General features: G+C 71.3%; 12 protein-coding genes, 1 tRNA gene and 2 pseudogenes. 9 read left to right on the top strand and 6 right to left on the bottom strand.

Annotated features, from left to right (window positions below; genetic code table 11):
* The first annotated feature begins 8 nt into the window (after positions 1–8).
* The 5 genes from ABZS37_RS13925 (at position 9) to ABZS37_RS13905 (ending at position 4,833) form a co-directional block, all read left to right on the top strand.
* Positions 9–971 carry a UTP--glucose-1-phosphate uridylyltransferase gene (locus tag ABZS37_RS13925; RefSeq protein ID WP_355168784.1) on the top strand — a complete coding sequence of 321 codons (963 nt, stop codon included), beginning with the start codon at positions 9–11 and terminating at the stop codon, positions 969–971.
* Positions 968–2,281 (top strand): gephyrin-like molybdotransferase Glp, encoded by a 1,314-nt coding sequence (gene glp / locus ABZS37_RS13920; RefSeq protein ID WP_355168782.1) that lies wholly within the window; start codon positions 968–970, stop codon positions 2,279–2,281. The genes ABZS37_RS13925 and glp overlap by 4 nt, the downstream gene beginning before the upstream one ends.
* A 175-nt stretch (positions 2,282–2,456) precedes the next feature.
* Complete coding sequence (locus tag ABZS37_RS13915; protein WP_355168780.1) at positions 2,457–3,107, top strand: GNAT family protein; 651 nt, start codon at positions 2,457–2,459, stop codon at positions 3,105–3,107.
* Positions 3,108–3,284: 177 nt separating this feature from the next.
* Positions 3,285–4,067 carry a hypothetical protein gene (locus tag ABZS37_RS13910; protein WP_355168778.1) on the top strand — a complete coding sequence of 261 codons (783 nt, stop codon included), beginning with the start codon at positions 3,285–3,287 and terminating at the stop codon, positions 4,065–4,067.
* A 689-nt stretch (positions 4,068–4,756) separates the two neighbouring features.
* Positions 4,757–4,833 (top strand) — tRNA-Ala (locus ABZS37_RS13905).
* A 59-nt stretch (positions 4,834–4,892) separates the two neighbouring features.
* On the opposite strand, the gene ABZS37_RS13900 is transcribed toward ABZS37_RS13905, so the two are convergent.
* Positions 4,893–5,372 carry a CPBP family intramembrane glutamic endopeptidase gene (locus ABZS37_RS13900; protein ID WP_355168776.1) on the bottom strand — a complete coding sequence of 160 codons (480 nt, stop codon included), beginning with the start codon at positions 5,370–5,372 and terminating at the stop codon, positions 4,893–4,895.
* A 17-nt stretch (positions 5,373–5,389) separates the two neighbouring features.
* On the opposite strand from ABZS37_RS13900, the gene ABZS37_RS13895 reads away from it, so the two are divergent.
* The gene (locus ABZS37_RS13895; RefSeq protein ID WP_355168774.1) at positions 5,390–5,653 is read left to right on the top strand and encodes a hypothetical protein; all 264 of its coding nucleotides are present in this window, start codon (positions 5,390–5,392) and stop codon (positions 5,651–5,653) included.
* A gap of 191 nt (positions 5,654–5,844) precedes the next feature.
* Here the strand turns inward: ABZS37_RS13895 and ABZS37_RS13890 are convergent, their stop codons facing one another.
* Entirely contained in the window at positions 5,845–7,065 is a 1,221-nt protein-coding gene (locus ABZS37_RS13890) for a hypothetical protein (RefSeq protein ID WP_355168772.1), read from the bottom strand.
* Between the two features lie 344 nt (positions 7,066–7,409).
* On the opposite strand from ABZS37_RS13890, the gene ABZS37_RS13885 reads away from it, so the two are divergent.
* Complete coding sequence (locus ABZS37_RS13885) at positions 7,410–8,342, top strand: LysR family transcriptional regulator (RefSeq protein ID WP_355168770.1); 933 nt, start codon at positions 7,410–7,412, stop codon at positions 8,340–8,342.
* Complete coding sequence (locus ABZS37_RS13880) at positions 8,339–9,259, top strand: serine hydrolase (protein ID WP_355168768.1); 921 nt, start codon at positions 8,339–8,341, stop codon at positions 9,257–9,259. The genes ABZS37_RS13885 and ABZS37_RS13880 overlap by 4 nt, the downstream gene beginning before the upstream one ends.
* Positions 9,260–9,283: 24 nt before the next feature.
* Here the strand turns inward: ABZS37_RS13880 and ABZS37_RS13875 are convergent.
* The 4 genes and pseudogenes from ABZS37_RS13875 to ABZS37_RS13860 all read right to left on the bottom strand — a co-directional run.
* A pseudogene (locus ABZS37_RS13875) lies at positions 9,284–11,443 on the bottom strand (transglycosylase domain-containing protein); the annotation flags it as partial.
* Positions 11,444–11,590: 147 nt separating this feature from the next.
* Complete coding sequence (bla, locus tag ABZS37_RS13870; protein WP_355168766.1) at positions 11,591–12,496, bottom strand: class A beta-lactamase; 906 nt, start codon at positions 12,494–12,496, stop codon at positions 11,591–11,593.
* A 285-nt stretch (positions 12,497–12,781) separates the two neighbouring features.
* Positions 12,782–13,960: an SGNH/GDSL hydrolase family protein gene (locus tag ABZS37_RS13865; RefSeq protein WP_355168764.1), complete on the bottom strand. Its 1,179-nt coding sequence runs from the start codon at positions 13,958–13,960 to the stop codon at positions 12,782–12,784.
* Positions 13,961–14,171: 211 nt separating this feature from the next.
* Entirely contained in the window at positions 14,172–15,794 is a 1,623-nt protein-coding gene (locus tag ABZS37_RS13860) for an alpha/beta fold hydrolase (RefSeq protein ID WP_355168762.1), read from the bottom strand.
* Between the two features lie 337 nt (positions 15,795–16,131).
* Between ABZS37_RS13860 and ABZS37_RS13855 the strand changes: the two are divergent.
* Positions 16,132–16,449 (top strand): annotated as a pseudogene (locus ABZS37_RS13855) (hypothetical protein); the annotation flags it as partial.

The raw sequence follows: 16,449 nt of genomic DNA, 5'->3' as shown, positions 1-16,449 counted from the left end.
CTCGCGGCATGTCGGAGCACTCAGCGAAGCCCTCATCGACGGTCGCCGCAACTGGCCGTCCCCTGGCGGTCAAGGCCGTCATCCCGGCCGCCGGACTGGCCACCCGGTTCCTGCCGGCCACCAAGGCGGTGCCCAAGGAGCTGCTGCCAGTGGTGGACCGGCCGGTTCTGCAGTACATCGTCGAGGAGGCCACCCAGGCCGGCATCGGTGACGTGTTGCTGATCACCGGTCGGGGTAAGACGTCGATGGTGGACCACTTTGACCGTCGCCCCGACCTGGAGACCAGGCTGGAGGAGAAGGGCGACGCCGAGCGGCTGGCCGCCGTGCGTCGGCCCAGCGAGCTGGCCGAGATCTACACCGTGCGGCAGCCGGAGCAGCTCGGGCTCGGCCACGCCGTCGGGTACGCCGAGTCGCACGTCGGCGATCAGCCCTTCGCGGTGCTGCTCGGTGACGAGTTCGTCAAGCCATCGGAGCCGCTGCTGCCGGCGATGCTGGAGCTGCAGGCCCGCACCGGCGGCGTGGTGCTCGCCTTCTTCGAGGTCGACCCGGCCGAGACCAAGCGGTACGGCATCGCCTCCGTCGAGCCCGCCGAGTCGGAGCTGAGCGACATCGGTGAGGTCGTCAAGGTGACCGGGATGGTGGAGAAGCCGCAGCCGGAGGACGCCCCGAGCAACCTCGCGGTGCTCGGCCGCTACGTGCTGCCGGGCACGATCTTCGACGCGATCCGGCGGACCAAGCCGGGCAGCGGTGGCGAGATCCAACTGACCGACGCGATGGAGTTGCTGCGCACCGAGGGCACTCCGGTGCACGCGATCGTCTACCGGGGCACCCGCTACGACACCGGCATGCCGCTGGGCTACCTCCAGACGGTGGTGCAGATCGCCGCCGAGCGCGAGGACCTCGGCACCGAGTTCCGCTCCTGGCTGGCCGACTTCGTCAAGGCCGACGCGGCAGGCGGATCTGGTACATGACCGCGACGGCCGACGCCGAGGCGGCCGCGAACGAGTTGACGCCGCTCGCCGACTACCTGGGCAGCGTGCTGCGCAGGTTACGAGCGCTGCCGCCACTCGACCTCGACCTCACCCAGGCGCACGGCAACGTCCTCGCCGAGGACGTCGTCGCGCCGCACGCCTTCCCGGCCTTCGACCAGGCGGCCGTGGACGGCTACGCCGCCCGCTGGGAGGACATTTCGGGAGGGGGTCGGGGCCCGAGCTATGTCCCGGCCCCCTCCGGCACGCCCGGCGGGCGGACCATCCGGCTCAACGTGGTCGGCGATCTCGGTGCCGCGAGCTGGCGACCGGTCCGGCTCACCCCCGGTTCGTGCTTCTCGGTGGCCGCCGGGGCGCCGCTGCCGATCGCCGCGGACGTGGTGGTCCCGGTGGAGTGGACCGACCAGGGCATGGCCGCGGTGGAGATCTTCCGCACCCCCAAACGGGGGTACGGGGTGCGCCGCGCCGGTGAGGAGCTGCCAGCCGGCACTCTGCTCGCCCGTGCCGGCACGTACGTCTCCCCGGCCCTGGTCGCGGTCTTCGCCGCCACCGGCATCGGGCACGTGGTGGTCCGGCCCAGCCCGCGGGTGGTCATCGTGGCCACCGGCGACGAACTGGTCGACGTGGGTCGGGGCAGCCAGCCCGGGCAGGTGGTGGACGCGAACTCGCACGCGCTGACCGCCGCCGCGGCCGAGGTGGGCGCACTGGCGTACCGCGTGGGTATCTGCGACGACGACCCGGAAGGCCTGCGCGGGCTGCTGGAGGACCAGACCCTGCGCGCCGACCTGATCATCACCACCGGGGGCACCGGCACCGGCCCCGGAGACATGGTGCGCCGGATCCTGTCCCGCCGTGAGGGCAGCCGCGCCGGGCCGGTCACGTTCACCGACGTGGCGCTCTATCCCGGCACCGCGCTCGGGTTCGGCACGGTCGGCGCCGAGGAGGTGCCGGTGGTCTGCCTGCCCGGCGACCCGGGCGCCGCGCTGATCGGTTTCGAGGTGCTGGCCCGCCCCGCCATCCAACTGCTCGCCGGCGCGGAGCCGGTGTTCCGACCCAGCGTGCGGGCGCACCTGCTGGAGACCGTGTCGTCCCCGACGGGGCTGCGCGAGTTCCGGCCGGCGCACGTCGCCGAGCGGCGCGGCGGCGGGTACACGGTCCAGCCACTCAGCGGCGGGCCGTTCACCCTCTCCGGGTTGGCCGAGGCCAACGGGCTGCTGGTGCTCGGCGAACGGGTCACCACCGCCGCCGCCGGCTCCACCGTGGACGTCCTGCTGCTGGACCGCCGCCGATGACGGTGTCCCGGTCTGTTCGCCGACGGGCTGCGTCGGGCGGTCGCCGGGTCGATCCGATGGGTGCGGTCGTTCCGGCGGGTGCGGTCAGCTTGGCGGGTGCGGACAGCTTGGCGGGTGCGGTCGGCGCGGTGGGTCCTCTTGCGCGCAACACGGTCCCGCGCGGGAGACTGTGCGGGTGAGTCTCTTTGGACCCGCGCGGGCACCGGGCTGGCCGGTGGAGTTGGCCGACGGCCCGGTGTTGCTGCGGCCCTACCGGCGCTCCGACGCCGTGGCGTGGTCGGAGGTCCGGCGGGCCAACCGGGCCTGGCTGGCACCCTGGGAGTCGTCGCTGCCCGGCGGTTGGGACGAACTGAACTCACCGGCCGCGTTCCGCTGGGTGCACCGTGACCAGCGGCGCTCGGCCCGTGAGGGTGAGGGCATGCCGTTCGCGGTCTGCCTGCGCGAGGCCAACCGGGACCGGCTGGTCGGGCACATCAATGTGGGCAGCATCGTGCGGCGGGCGCTCTGCTCTGGCTACGTCGGCTACTGGGTGGACGCCCGGGTCGCCGGCCAGGGTGCGATCCCGACGGCGCTCGCGCTCGCCGTGGACCACGCGTTCGGTCCGGGCGGGCTGCACCGGGTGGAAATCAACATCCGTCCGGAGAACCGGCCGTCCCGGCGGGTGGTGGAGAAGCTGGGCTTCCGCGAGGAGTCGTACCACGTGCGCTACATGCACATCGACGGCGCTTGGCGTGACCACATCGGATACGCCATGACGAGCGAGGAGATCGCTGCCGAGGGTGGCTTGCTGGCCCGCTGGCACCGGGTACGCGCCAACGCCCGGTGAGGCGTCCCACGCACGGGATCGGCGCGGCGCGGTGGCATCTCGGTCGGTGCGCCGTAACCTCAAGTAACTGCAAGCTGCGGCAAGCGCTCCCCGTCCGGACGATCCACGCACCCAGGCGCGATCGGTGGAAGATCCTGCGGTCGGGTGGCGGTTGCTTCGAATTCGGTGACGGGAGGGGTGAGGGTGCCGACCTCGGTGCTCCTCGCCGTCCTCGCCGCCGCCGGCCTGCTCGCCCTGGCCCCGGCGCTGGTTCGCCGGTACGACGCCACCGAGCGGCTGGTGGCGGAGCGGGCGCAGTCGACGGCGCGGGTGCTCCAGCGCCGCCGACGGCGCCGTACTGTGCCGGGCCGGCGGCCCGTCCACCCTCCGCGCTCACTGGTCGTCACCCTCAGCGAGGATGCGACCACCGGAGCGTTGACCGCGCCGGTCTCCGCGCCCCCGGCTGCCCGCCGCTCCGGTCGGCTGCGCGCCGTGCCGCCCGCACCGAAGCGATCCCGCCGCCGCCCGCCGCCCCGCGGGCAGCACACCCCCGCCGTGTACCGGCGTCGCCGGGTGCTCGCCGCACTGCTCCTGCTCAACGTCGTCGAGTTGATCGGTGTGCTGTTCGTCAGCCCCGGCTTCTGGATCAGCTTCTCGGTCACCTTCATGCTGCTGGCCGTGTACGTCATCCACCTACGGGGTCAGGCCCTGGCCGGCCGCCGCCGACGCCGCGCCCGGGCCCGTGAGGCGGCCTGGCTGGCCGCCCGGCAGGCCGAGGTTCGCCGCGAACAGGCCCGCCGCGCGGCGGCCCGCCGAGAGGCGCAGCGTCGCCTCGCCGCCCAACGCGAGGGGGTACGCCGAGCCGCGATGGGCCTCGACCGACCGGGGGACCTGCCGGCAGCCGTCAACGGTGGCTCGGTCTCGTACCGACGGTCGGGCGGGCTACGCGGGCGCCCCTACGAGGCCGGCCGAGGCGCCTGACCGCGCCAAGCCCGACCGGGGCGCCGGCCGCCCGCCCGAGCCGTGCTCCAGCGTGCTCGGCGTGCGCGGCGTGCCCCGCGTGCTCGGCGTGCGCGGCGTGCTCGGCGTGCGCGGCGTGCCCCGCGTGCCCCGGCACTTGGCGCCCTCTGGCGGCGCTCGTTGGGCTTGATCCACTCCATGTCGCCGATTTGGGGGTGTCCCCGGGGGTGGATGCCGCCGTATCGGCGATACGGAGTTGATCCCCGGCGCGATGGCCGGCGTGATCGACTCCGCATCGCGAAAGGCGGGGTGTTGCGGCGTGCTCGGCGTGTTCTGGCGTACTCGTCGGCTTGATCCACTCCATGTCGCCGATTTGGGGTGTCCCCGGGGGTGGATACCGCCAGGTCGGCGATACGGAGTCGATCATCACCTTGGCGCGGGCGGCCGGCGGGTGATCGACTCGGTTTCAGCCGCCGCGACGCCCGGGTGAGCCTCGGTGGACTGCTCGGGGGCGGTCGGGATGGTGTCTTCGCGGAAGGCGGGGTGTCGCGGCTTCCTGGGTGCCGTATTTTCGGGACGTCGAGTGGATCTTCGGGTGGGCTGGAGCGCCGTGCCGGGGGCGGATTCGCGATCGGGGCCAGCGACCTGTTAGCCTTGCTGCCGGCCCGCCCGGTGTAAGCCGGGTGGGACCGAAGCCGGCTCGCCGGCGGGGGGCTGTGGCGCAGACTGGTAGCGCACCTCGTTCGCATCGAGGGGGTCAGGGGTTCAAATCCCCTCAGCTCCACCAAGAAACAGCAGATCAAGGGCGGGTTTCCGGATGACGGGAAACCCGCCCTTGATCATTTGTCAGCGTCTCGTCAGCAGGACGGAGCCCCAGTCCGCGGCACTGGGCGGCAGAAGTTGAGCCGAACGGCTGAGTTCGACGCAGGCGGTGGACCCAAGCGTGAGGTTGCGCAGCGGCCGAGTACCACCACGAGGCGCCGTCGCGGTATAGCTCCGGTTGTGAAGGGCGTCTGCCACATGAAGGGGGCAGCACTCGCTTCTTGGCTGCGGGCGCCTGATTGCCATGAGTCCGGTGCAGAGGCCGATGAAGGTGAAGTAACCGAAGAACCAGGGGTCGCTCGACCCGTGGAGCGCAGCGAAGCCGAGGCTGGAGACGACGAGCCCGACTGCCAGAGCCCGCCGGACCGCACGTATCCACGACGCGGCAGCGGGCAGCACAGCGCTTCGCCACCACAGCTCCTCGCCAGCGGACTGCAGCGGCGTGGTCAGCACGGTGACCACCAGCAGGGCGATCGTCTGGCGCGCGATCCACGAGACGTACATCGCGTCCGACCCGACGGATGACGGGGTTGCGGCATACCGTTCGCTCGAGCGGCTGGGCCTGCACCGCATCGAGCGATGGCTGGCCGCCCTCGCCGACGAAGGCGCAGTCCCGGCGGACGACATCCGAGCGACGCGCCCGGTTCCTGGCCACCATCGTCAACGGCCTGTTCACCGAGCGCGCACTCCCGACCAACGCCCTGCGACTCGAGTTCGAGACCGACACGCTCCATATGGCCGCCAACGCCGTCACGACCGGCAGCATCGGGGCCGAGCGGTCTTAGCTCTGATGCGCCCCACTCATCGGCGTAACGACCCGTCACCGAGGGACCGGGGCGAGGACGACTCGCCACCGTCGACTGAGAGCTGACTGGACTGGTATCCCACGCCGCACGCCAGGCTCTTGGTCGGCCGTAGGTAGCGGCCCGGCCGGCGTGCCCAACACGCCTACGGCAGAGGCCTGCTCCTCAGATCCTCAATCTCGCACTCGCGTGAGGCGGCTGGCAATGTCAGCGGGAAGACCCCTCGTATCGCCGTGGGTCGTCAATACCATCCGGAGTGACCCGGCGTGCGTGACGACGCCGAGGATCCGTTCGTCGCGGACCTGCGTCGTCATCGTCGGTCCCCAGATCGCGACGGCGGACGATGTGCCGGGCTCGGACGTTCCCAGGTTGGTGATCTCCAGGTCGGCGGTGGTGGCCGCGAGCATCGCCGCCTCTGCCTCCGCGGCGCCGGCGGGGTTGAGCGAGGCCAGCATCAGCGCCGCGTCGCGGGCGGCGTCCCGTGCCGCTCGCAGTTGGGCCGTCGCGTCCTGCGCAAGCGACCAGAGCGTGCTGTGCGCAGATGCATGCAGCACCACGGTCGTCGCCGTGAAGCGGTTCACGACGTCGTCCTCGAGACCCAGCGCCGATCGGAGGTCGATGGGAACATTGATGCGGATGCTCTCGCCCCCGGTGAGCGCGGAGAGTGCCTGGGCGGCGGCGGCGCATAGTGCACCTTGAACGGTTGACCCGTTGGCGCGGGCGGTGGAGCGAAGCTGTTCGGTCGTCGCAGGGTCGAGCTCGGCGCTCTCGACGTTGGGTGCGGTGGCGTCGAACGGACGTATCGTGGCGACGGCCGGCGTCGGGCTCGGGGCCTGATCGGCCGCCCGTTCCGCCTGGGGCAGGCCCACGAGCAGGCTCTCCTGGTCGATGGGCGCCGGCCGGGGCGAGAGCGTTTGCCCGTCGAGGATAGTGAGGAGGTCGTGTGCCGCGCGGAGCGCGCCGCGACCATCGGTGATCTGGTGGGAGAACGTCAGGAGGACGACGGTTCCCCGATCACCGGATGCGTCGCTCATGAGCGTCGCGCGCGCCAGCGGACTCCCCTCGGCATCGACGGGACGCGTCTGCTCCTGCGCTGCGGCCTCACGCCAGTCGCCCCCGCGGACCTGTCGGACCGGGATGGGCTCGGTCGACTCCTGGAAGGTCGGGCGATCGCCGTTGCGGTCGATGCCGACGGCGAGCAGCGGATGCGTCTGCTGCAGGTGCGCGAGCGCGCGGTCCAGCTGCTGCGCCGAGACGGGCGTAACGAGTTCGATGACGAGTGAGAACTGTACCGGGTTGCGGCTGATGTAGAGGTCGATGACGTGCTCGAACGCCCCCAGCGGGCGCACGACCGGATGTGCTTGAGAGTGGGGCATGCTGTCCTTTGCATCCATATGTCGATCGGTTGGGCCGCTTCAGTGCTCGGAGTGCTCGGCCCCGGTGCTGTCGCGCGTGACGGCGTCCGACAAGCCGCGGGAACTCCTCGGCATCGATTCGTCCGTCAAGCTGCGCCTTGGATGAGACACCCGGCCGTAGCGGCATACTCAAGCCGCGGCCAGGTGATCCTCGTCCCAGAGGCCGGCGGCCCGGCGTTCGGTCCAGGCGGGCACGCCCCGAATTCGCCACGTCACCGCCCCGCGTCGCATGGGTCATCGCGCTCGTCTCAGGCCGGTTCGGGCCTGATACTGGGCAGGTGCCGCGCCAGTTCGTCCATGCGATCCGGGTATAGGTTCGGTGGGTGGATGTGGTCGCTGCCTGCCGGGCCTTCGTCGCGGTCAGCGGCCACGGCAGCTTCACCTCCGGGGCCGCGGCTGCGGGCATCCCCCAGTCGGTTGCCAGTCGCCGCGTCGCCGGACTGGAGGAGCACTTCGGGGCGCGGCTGTTCGACAGGTCGTCGCGCGCGGTGCGGCTGACGTCGTTCGGGCAGGACATGTTGCCGTCGGCCCGGCGTCTGGTCGACCTGGCCGACGCCATGGCCGACGACGCCGAGCGGGCACGGTTGCGTCCGCTGCGGGTCGCCGTACCCGAGGTCTGCCCGCCGCGCCGCCTCGCGGATCTGGTGGTCGCGGCGCGGCGGCAGCGGATCCACCTGGAGGTACGGCCGGCCGGCCCGGCCGAGCGTGAACGGCTCTGTCGGACCCTTGAGGTCGGTGCCGGGATCGTGGCGGTTCCGGAGGCTGCGGCGTCCTGGCGGGTGCCGCTCGGGCTGGCCGCCCGGACCCCCTTCCCAGCGCCGACGGTGTTCCTGGAGACGCTGCGCAGCGGCCGGGCCCGCACGCAGGCACGCCGGCGCATCCTGATCCAACCCGAGGACGACGTCGCGCACCTCCGTGACCCGCTGAGCCGCGCGGGTCAGGCGGCCGGCCTGGTGCCGGCCCAGGTGGCGGTCGCGCCTTCCCTGGTCGACGCCGCGGCAGCGGCCCTCGGCTCCCCCGACCTGCTGCTCTGCTCCCGTCAACAAGCCGAGGACTTCGACCTGCACTGGGCCCCCCTCGCCGGCCCGCAGCTTCTACGGGGTTACGACGTCGCCGCCGGCGTGCGCGAGGACCTCGATCAGCTCAGCACGGTCCTCGACGGGGACATCGCACGATGCCTGGGCACGCCAGACGGCCCCCCGGAGCCGGCCGGGGGCCGCACACTCGGTGACCGCGCGACGGGAGATCCGGCGTGAGCGCCACCGCCGTCATCCGCAACGCCCAGGCCCAGCTCGACGAGGCGGGGTTGCAGGGCGCGTTCCTGGTCCGCAACCTCGACACCGGCGAGGAGCTCGGCTTCGACGCGAACGCCCCGTACCCGACGGCGTCGCTGGTGAAGGTACCGCTGGCTGTCGCCGTGCTCGAACGGATCGCACGCGGGGAACTCGACCCGGCGATGCCTGTCGACGTCCTCCCCGGTCGGATCACCACACCGGGCCCGACCGGGCTGAGCCGCTTCCGCCATCCGGCGCGGGTCGCCGTGGACGACCTGCTCTACCTGAGCACCGCCGTCAGCGACGGGGTCGCCTCCGACGCGTTGTTCGACCTCGTACCGCCGGCCGCGGTCGCCGCCGAGCTGCAGCGACTGCGCATCGACGGCATCACCGTACGGCACCGGGCCGGCGAGCTTGCCGATACGCCGGCGGAACGTCTCGGCCCCGACGACGTACACCTGGCGCACTCCCTCGCCATCGGCGGCGGAACGCCCGGCCAGGGCCACCCCGTCGCCCAGCTCGACGTCGCCCGCGCCAACACCGGGTCGGCCCGGGCCTACGTCGACCTGCTGCAGGCTCTCTGGCGGCCGTCGGCGATCCAGGAGACCACCGCTGCGCGGGTACGCGCCTTGATGGGCGACAACCTGCACCGCCAGCGGCTCGCGCCGGACTTCACCTCCGACGCGTCCCGCTGGTCGTCCAAGACCGGCACCCTGCTGCACCTGCGCCACGAGGTAGGGGTGGTGGACCACGCCGACGGTCAGTCGTACGCGGTCGCCGCGCTCACCGCTTCCCGGGTGCCCGCCGTCGCGCAGCCGGGTAGTGAGGCGACGATGGCCCAGGTCGCCCGGAGCCTGCACGACTATCTGCGGACGGGCACCCTGCCCTGGTGGGGTTAGCCGGCGCTCGTCGCGCGTGGCTCAGCGGGTCAGTTCCGTCGGCGCCGGTGCGAAATCGATGCGTGGCTTGCCCTGCATCGCCGCCGCCAGGCTCTCGTAGACCGGCGGATTGATGCCGTCGCGCTGCTGGTGCCGCATCGTCACGGTGGTCTGTGGCCAATCCGGGTCGGTCAGGATGCCGGCTACGGCGTACTGCCTGGTCATCGCGACCATGGAGGCGTAGTTCTCCGCGTCGGTGGTGCCGGTCTTGCCGGCGACCGGAGCACCTACGGCGGTCTTCACCTGCGGGGCCGTACGGCTGCCGCCGCACCGGCTGGTAGCGGAGTCGTCGCCGACGGGGCAGCGGGCGACGTCGACGGCGGCGCGGGCAACGTCGGTGCTGATTCGTTTCTCGCAGCGTGGGTTGGCGATGTCCAGCTTGTTGCCGTCCGGGTCGCGGATCTCCTGCACCGGTGTCGGTGCGCACCAGGTGCCGTCCGCGGCCAGCGTCGCGTACGCGTTGGCCATTTCCAGCGGGGTCGTGTTGGAGACGCCCAGGGTGAACGCGCCCCAGTCATGGGCGGCCTCCCGGTCGTCGGCCCACCGGTCCTCCTGGTCGACCCGGAACTGGATGCCGAGCCGCTTGGCCACGTCGACCACGTTCTCCGCGCCGATCTGCTGCTGTAGCGGCACGAAGTAGGTGTTGGTCGACCGGGCGAACGCGCTCCACATGTTCAGCACGCCACCGGCCTTCTTGTCGGAGTTCGTGGGGCAGTAGAGATCGGTTCCCGGACACGCGGTGGGGCTGGCGCGGTCGATGACGTACTCCGACCGGAATCGTTGTGGGGCGTCGATGGTGTGGCTGAGCGGGACGCCCTTCTCCAGGGCGGCGACGACGGTGAAGATCTTGAAGGTCGAGCCGGCCTGGTAACCGGTGATGCCGTCACCGCCGGTGAGCAGCGGGTTCATCGTGTTGGGGTAGTTGCCCGGGACGCCCTTCGCCCGCTGCTTCGGGTCGCTGTGCGGCCTGTTGGTCGGGTTCCTCGGGTCGTCGGGCCGGAAGGTGCGGTTCACGGCGAGGGCACGGACACGGCCCGTGCCCGGTTCCACCGTGGCGACCATGGCCGCTTCCTCGGCGGTCTCGCTCTTGGCCCTGCGTACCGCCTGGTCCGCACCGCGCTGCGCCTGCACGTCGAGGCTGGTGGTGATCGTGTAACCACCGCTCTTGAGTCGCCGCTCCCGGTCGTAGGTGCTGGCGCCAAAGGTCTCCTGATCCATCCACCAGCGGTAGAAGTAGTCGCAGAAGAAGCCCCACTGCCGCTGGTTGGTGGCGACGCAGCCGTTCGGGGTGCGCTTGTCCTTTACGACCATCTTGGTGGCCTTGGCGGCATCGGCCTGCTGCTGGTCGATCGCGCCGGTGGTGACCATGTTCTGCAGCACGTAGTTGCGCCGGTCGAAGGCCGGAGTGCGGCCGCTGCGGGTGGTCGGGTCGTTCTGGCTGGGCGCCTTGACCATGCCGGCCAGCAGCGCGGCCTCCTCCAGCTTGAGCTTGCTGGGCGGCTTGCCGAAGTAGACCTGGCTGGCGGCGAAGATGCCGTACGCGCCGTTGCCGAAGGCGGCGATGTTCAGGTAGCGCTCCAGGATCTCGTCCTTGGACAACTCCTTGTCGACCTGCAGGGCGTAGCGCATCTCGCGTAGCTTGCGGGCGCTGGTGTCCTCGGTCGCGGCGACCACGTCGGCCGGATGGGTGGCGGAGTACGCGATGGCGAGCCGGACGTACTGCATGGTCAGCGTCGAGGCGCCCTGCTGACCGTTGACGCCGCGGGACTGGTTGCTGACGAAGGCTCGGACGATGCCTTTGAGGTCGACCCCGTTGTGCCGGTAGAAGTCGTGGTCCTCCCCGGCGATGATCGCTTGGCGCATGACCGGGGCGACGTGGGCGAGCTTCACGTCCCGGCGGTTCTCGTCGTACATCGTCGCCAGCGGCGTCTTGCCGTCGGAGGCGAGCAGGTAGCTGATCTGTGGCGCTCGGACCAACGTCAGCTCCTTGGGTAGCGCGCCGAACGTCTCGACGCCAGCCTTCGCCGCCAGGCCGGACATCGCCACCGCGGGGAAGGCCGCCGCCGCGACCACCACGCCGACCAGCAGGCTGCAGATCAGCAGCGATGCGGCGTTGGTGAAGACCTTGTGGTCACGTTTCCACATCCAGGGAACCTCGATCCATAGGGTGCAGGGCGGCAGCGGCCCACCGACGGCGTCCCACGCCCCGTTCGGGTCCTCCAACGCAGCCGCCCCGCGGTGTCCGACACGTCCGTGCGGGCGCTCGGCGACGAGTGGGTGCCGGTCAACCGGTCACCAGCTGGCCATCACCACCTTTGTCGCCTCGGCGATGAGGGCGTCGTCATAGTCAGCGTCCTTCTCGGCGCGGCTGGACAGCACCGCGAGGACGATCGGCGCACGGTCCGGCGGCCAGATCACCGCGATGTCGTTACGGGTGCCGTACCCGCCGGACCCGGTCTTGTCCCCGACGACCCAACCGTCGGGAACACCGGCGCGGATCAGCGCACCACCGGTGGTGTTCCCCCGCAGCCAACCGTTGAGGATGTCGCGGTCCGAGGGTTCGAGGGCGTCACCGACGGCGTACGCCCGCAGGGACCCGGCCAGGGCCCGCGGGGTGCTGGTGTCCCGCCGGTCACCCGGCCTGCCCTCGTTGAGCGCGGTCTCGTAACGCGCCGGATCGGTGACCTTGTCGCCGATCCCGCGCAGTTCCTTCTCGAACTTCTGTGGTCCGCCGAGCCGACGCAACAGCAGGTTGCCGGCGGTGTTGTCGCTGTAGCGCACGGCCGCGTCGGCGATCGCGCGCAGCGTCATGCCCTCGGCGACGTGTTGCTCCGTGATCGGCGAGTAGGTCACCAAATCGTCCGCCGAGTACCGCACCACCCGGTCCAACTCGGCGTCGGTGGTCTCGTCGAGGACCTCGGCAGCGGCCAACGCCTTGAACGTCGAGGCGTACGCGAACCGCTCGTCGGCTTGGTACTGCACGGTCCGGCCAGTGCCGGTGTCGATCGCATAGACCCCGAGCCGCGCGTCGAACCGCTCCTCCAGTTGCCGGAACTCGTGGCCCCGGTCAACGGCGGTGGACGGGGTCATCGTTGCCGCACTGTCCCGCGTCGGCTGCTCCGCGGCATCAGCGGGGCCGCAGGCGGCCAGTGACACCACTGCCACCGCGGCTACCAGACGGTGTGTTGCAAGCACCATGGTCGCTCCTTGTTGGTGTCGTCAGGTCCGGCGCGGGCGGCGCCGGTCGGGCAGAACGCCACCCTGACAGGGATCCTGCATGCGATCGAATACGGAACTGGCGGTGTTCATGCGGATCTGGCATCGACAGCGCCCTGGCGTTTGGTCTCGGCCGAAATCAGGCCGGCGATGCCGGGACGTCGTCCGAGGCCACGTTCCCCGAGCCGCCGGCAACGGCGGAACTCCCCGGAACGACCGGGGGCGGCCGACCGGTGCTGACCGTCCCCACCGGTTACCCCGGGCCGGTCAGGAGCTAGGTCCCGCGAAGGGGCCGTCGGCGCTGAACACCCGCTTCGCGAAGCGTTCGGCGATGCGCCGGTGGGTGACGGTGTCCGGGTGCAGTTGGTCGGGCAGCGGCAGCTCGGCGAAGTCGGCCGCGCCGTAGAGGTCGAGGCCGTCGAGGTGGTGCAGGTTCGGGTCGCCGCCCGCCCGCTGGGCGGTGATCCGCGCCAGCTCCTCGCGGATGAGGCGGAGAGTGAGTTTCCCGCTCGCCCGTTCGGCTGGGTCGCCGGTGGCCCGGAACCGCATCTGCCCGGTGGCGAGGCCGGCGAGGTCGAACGAGCCTGGGCCGGGCGTGTCCTCGTGGATCGGGCAGTAGATCGGGGAGACGACCAGCAGCGGCGTGTGGGGATGGCCGTCGCGGATGGTGTCGAGGAAGCCGTGCACGGCCGGGCCGAAGGCGCGCAGCCGCATCACGTCGGTGTTGACCAGGTTGATGCCGATCTTCACGCTGATCAGCTCGGCCGGAGTGTCCCGCATGGTGCGGGCGGTGAACGGGTCGAGCAGCGCGCTGCCGCCGAAGCCGAGGTTGACCAGGTCGACTCCGCCAAGGGACGCGGCGACGACCGGCCAGGTGGCGGTGGGGCTGGTGGCGTTGGAGCCCTGACTGATGGAACTGCCGTGGTGCAGCCATACCCGGCGACCCCCGGTGGGCACGGGTGCGACGGGGGCGTCGGTGCGCAGGGCGACGAGTTCGGTGGTCTCGTTGTGCGGCAGCCAGATCTCCAGGTCCTTCACCCGGTCGGGCAGGCCGGTGAAGCGGACGGTGCCGGGTGGGCCGGACCGGCGCTGAGTTTTCCCGCTGGTCATGTCGATGGTCACCGTGTCACCACCGGTGACGCTGGCCTGGTCGGTCAGGTGACCGTCGACGAGCAGGTCGTAGACGCCCTCGGGGCGGGACGGCAGGCCGGTGTAGGTCCATCGGGCCGGCAGCGTGTCCAGCTCGACCGCGGTGGCGCGGGTGCGGATGGCCAGCCGTACGCCGGCGGGCTGGGCCTCCGCCATGGCGAGCTGGCCGTCGGTGTTCTGGGCGCGGGCCCAGGCGGGCAGCCGGTGCGGCAGCACCCCGCGCGCGGTGCGCTCCACGTCGAGCGCACCGCGCAGCAGGTCAGCGGTGATCGGAGTAGTGGTCCAGGTGGAAGTCATGCTCTCAATCCAAAGGTCGCTAGTGAGGCGTCGCGTCCGCGGGGACCGCCCGTGCCTCCGGTTACCGCCAGTCGTGTTCACGCAGCCCGGCGTACCCGGGTGAGTTCGACGCGGCGCGTTGGTGACCGGCTACGAGCGGGCGCACCGGATAAGGTGACCGCGCCGAGGCCGTCCACGCCCGGCGATGCCAGGTCGATGGCCGGCCGTCCGGTCAGAGTCGGCAGCGTTGGTCTTCTGCGGGGACCTTCAGATCGATGAGGTAGGCGGCAAAAGCGGCGTTGACGCAGGGGTTGACCGCATCCTGCGCGACGGTGTGCCGCGCACCCTCGACGGTGAGCACAGCCCCTCCGATCTCGTCGGCCAGGACCTTGCCGGCGGCGTAGGGGGTGGCCGGGTCGCCGGTGACGGAGATGATCAGGGTGGCGGGCAGGCCCTTGACGTCCTGGGCGTAGGGGATGCCGAGGCTGGGCTCGCCGGGCCAGGATTCGCAGGCGTCCCGGGTGACTCCCTCGACGTTCCTGCCGGTGGCGACGTACGGGCTGCTCTTGGCAATGTCGGCGCGCAGCCGGGCTTCCTCCTCGGGGGTGCGGCGTACCTCGTCGTTGCAGTTGATGGCGAGGTTGGCCTCAAGGAAGTTGGTCCACACGCCGGAGGCCTCCCGACCGCCGAACAGGTCGCCCACCTTCAGGATCTGCGTTCCGTCGCCCTGCTTGAGCTGGGTGAGGCCCTTGATGAGCACGGGCCAGACCTCGGGTTGGTAGAGGCCGGCGGTGATGCCGCCGACGGCCTGCGTGAAGTTCAGCGTGCGCCCCTTGCCTGCGGGGACGGGCTTGTCGATCAGTGGCTGGACCAGCTTCTGGAAGACCGCCGTGGCCTGGGCCGGGTCGGTGCCCAGTGGGCAGTCCTTGCTGGCGGCGCAGGAGGCGGCCAGCTTGTCGAAGTTCTGCTGGAAGCCGGCCTGCTGGGTGAGCCGCCGCTGCGGGTTCTTCAGGGTGGGGTCCGTCACCCCGTCCAGCGCCAGCGCCCGGACGTTCTTGCCGAACATTTCGGCGTAGACCGCGCCGAGTCGGGTGCCGTAGCTCTGCCCCGCGAAGGTCAACTTCTCGTCACCCAGAGCCGAGCGCAGGACGTCCAGGTCCCGCGCGGCGTTGCGGGTGCCGACCGCGGACAGGATCTCCTTCCCGCCCGAGCCGTTCGCGCAGCGCTCCGCCAAGCGTCGGGTGTCCTCCTCGGTCCACTGCCCCGAGGAGGCCAGCAGAGTGGTCTGGTCCTCGCCTCGATCGCGTTCGGCGTCGGTGAAACAGCTGATCGCGGGCGTCGACGAGCCGACACCGCGCGGATCGAACCCCACCACGTCGAACCGTTGCAGCAGCGGACTCTTCGCCTGGGCGGCGACGAAGCTCGTCGCCTGGGTCAGGCCCGAACCGCCCGGGCCGCCCGGGTTGAGCACGAGGGATCCGATGCGCTGCCCGGGGTCCCCCTGAGCGGCGAGCCGGAGCACCGCGATCTGCATGGTCCGGCCCTTGGGGTTCTGGTAGTTCAGCGGCACCTTCAGCCGGGCGCACTCGAAGGGCTCGACATAGAGCTTCTTCTGTCCGGGTGTGGTGTCGTAGCCCGCACACGAGCCGAACGACAGCTTCTGCCCGTAGTAGGCCTCCAGCCCGGCAGCGGACGGCTGCGGCTCGGATCCCGCCGAGGTCGGGGTGCTGGTGCAGGCCGCCGCCAACGCGAGCACTGCCATCGCCCCGACAGCGGCGCCGAGACGCCCGGGCATGCCCGGGGAGGCAGGTGGAGCGGAGCGGTCCACGGGCGGACCGGAGTCGAACAAGGTCATCGGAGCCTCCGATTCGTTCTACATGTTTGCGTCTTCGACGAAACACCCGGCCGTAACGGCACACTCAACCCCGCCGGGGTGTGATCTGGTCGGTGACTCCGAGAAGATCCGCCACCTCGTACGGGATGTCTGCCGACCGGCAGGCGCGGTGACCCGGCCGGTCCGTGCTCCCGGCACAGTGGCGTACGGCTGGGAGCTTGCGGCGCTTTTCGACGGCTCAGGACGATCGGCGTACGGGACCACCCGCAGAGGACCCGGTGCCCATTTGACTGTGCCCCGAGGGCACAGGTTCGCATGAGTCCGAGCCCGCTGAGGGCGGGTCGGACAGGAGACGAGAATGTTGAGAAGACGTGGTATGGCCCTGGTGGGGACGCTGGGACTGGTCGGTGCCGTGGTCGCGGTGATTCCGGCGGCGGCCGGGGAATCGGCGGCGGGGAAGCCCATGGCGGGGCTGGCGTGGGTGGCGTGCCCGGAGGACGTGGTGGTGCCGCCGACGGTGCAGCTGCCGTTGCAGTGCGCGAAGGTTCCCGTTCCGTTGGACTACGGCGACCCGGGCGGCGCCCAGATCGAGCTCATGGTGTCGCGGATCGCGAGCACGAAGCCGGAGAAGCGACGCGGCGTGCTCATGCTCAATCCGGGCGGGCCGGGCGGCACC

Origin of the sequence: Micromonospora sp. NPDC005413 (assembly GCF_040606435.1) — a bacterium.
Taxonomy (GTDB): Bacteria; Actinomycetota; Actinomycetes; order Mycobacteriales; family Micromonosporaceae; genus Micromonospora.
This window is presented reverse-complemented; position numbering and strand designations above follow the sequence as displayed.

Coding starts and splice junctions, on each gene's coding strand:
- ABZS37_RS13925 (WP_355168784.1), top strand. CDS start 9: ATGTCGGAGCACTCAGCGAAGCCCTCATCGACGGTCGCCGCAACTGGC.
- glp (WP_355168782.1), top strand. CDS start 968: ATGACCGCGACGGCCGACGCCGAGGCGGCCGCGAACGAGTTGACGCCG.
- ABZS37_RS13900 (WP_355168776.1), bottom strand. CDS start 5,372: ATGTACGTCTCGTGGATCGCGCGCCAGACGATCGCCCTGCTGGTGGTC.
- ABZS37_RS13895 (WP_355168774.1), top strand. CDS start 5,390: ATGACGGGGTTGCGGCATACCGTTCGCTCGAGCGGCTGGGCCTGCACC.
- ABZS37_RS13890 (WP_355168772.1), bottom strand. CDS start 7,065: ATGGATGCAAAGGACAGCATGCCCCACTCTCAAGCACATCCGGTCGTG.
- bla (WP_355168766.1), bottom strand. CDS start 12,496: ATGGTGCTTGCAACACACCGTCTGGTAGCCGCGGTGGCAGTGGTGTCA.
- ABZS37_RS13865 (WP_355168764.1), bottom strand. CDS start 13,960: ATGACTTCCACCTGGACCACTACTCCGATCACCGCTGACCTGCTGCGC.
- ABZS37_RS13860 (WP_355168762.1), bottom strand. CDS start 15,794: ATGACCTTGTTCGACTCCGGTCCGCCCGTGGACCGCTCCGCTCCACCT.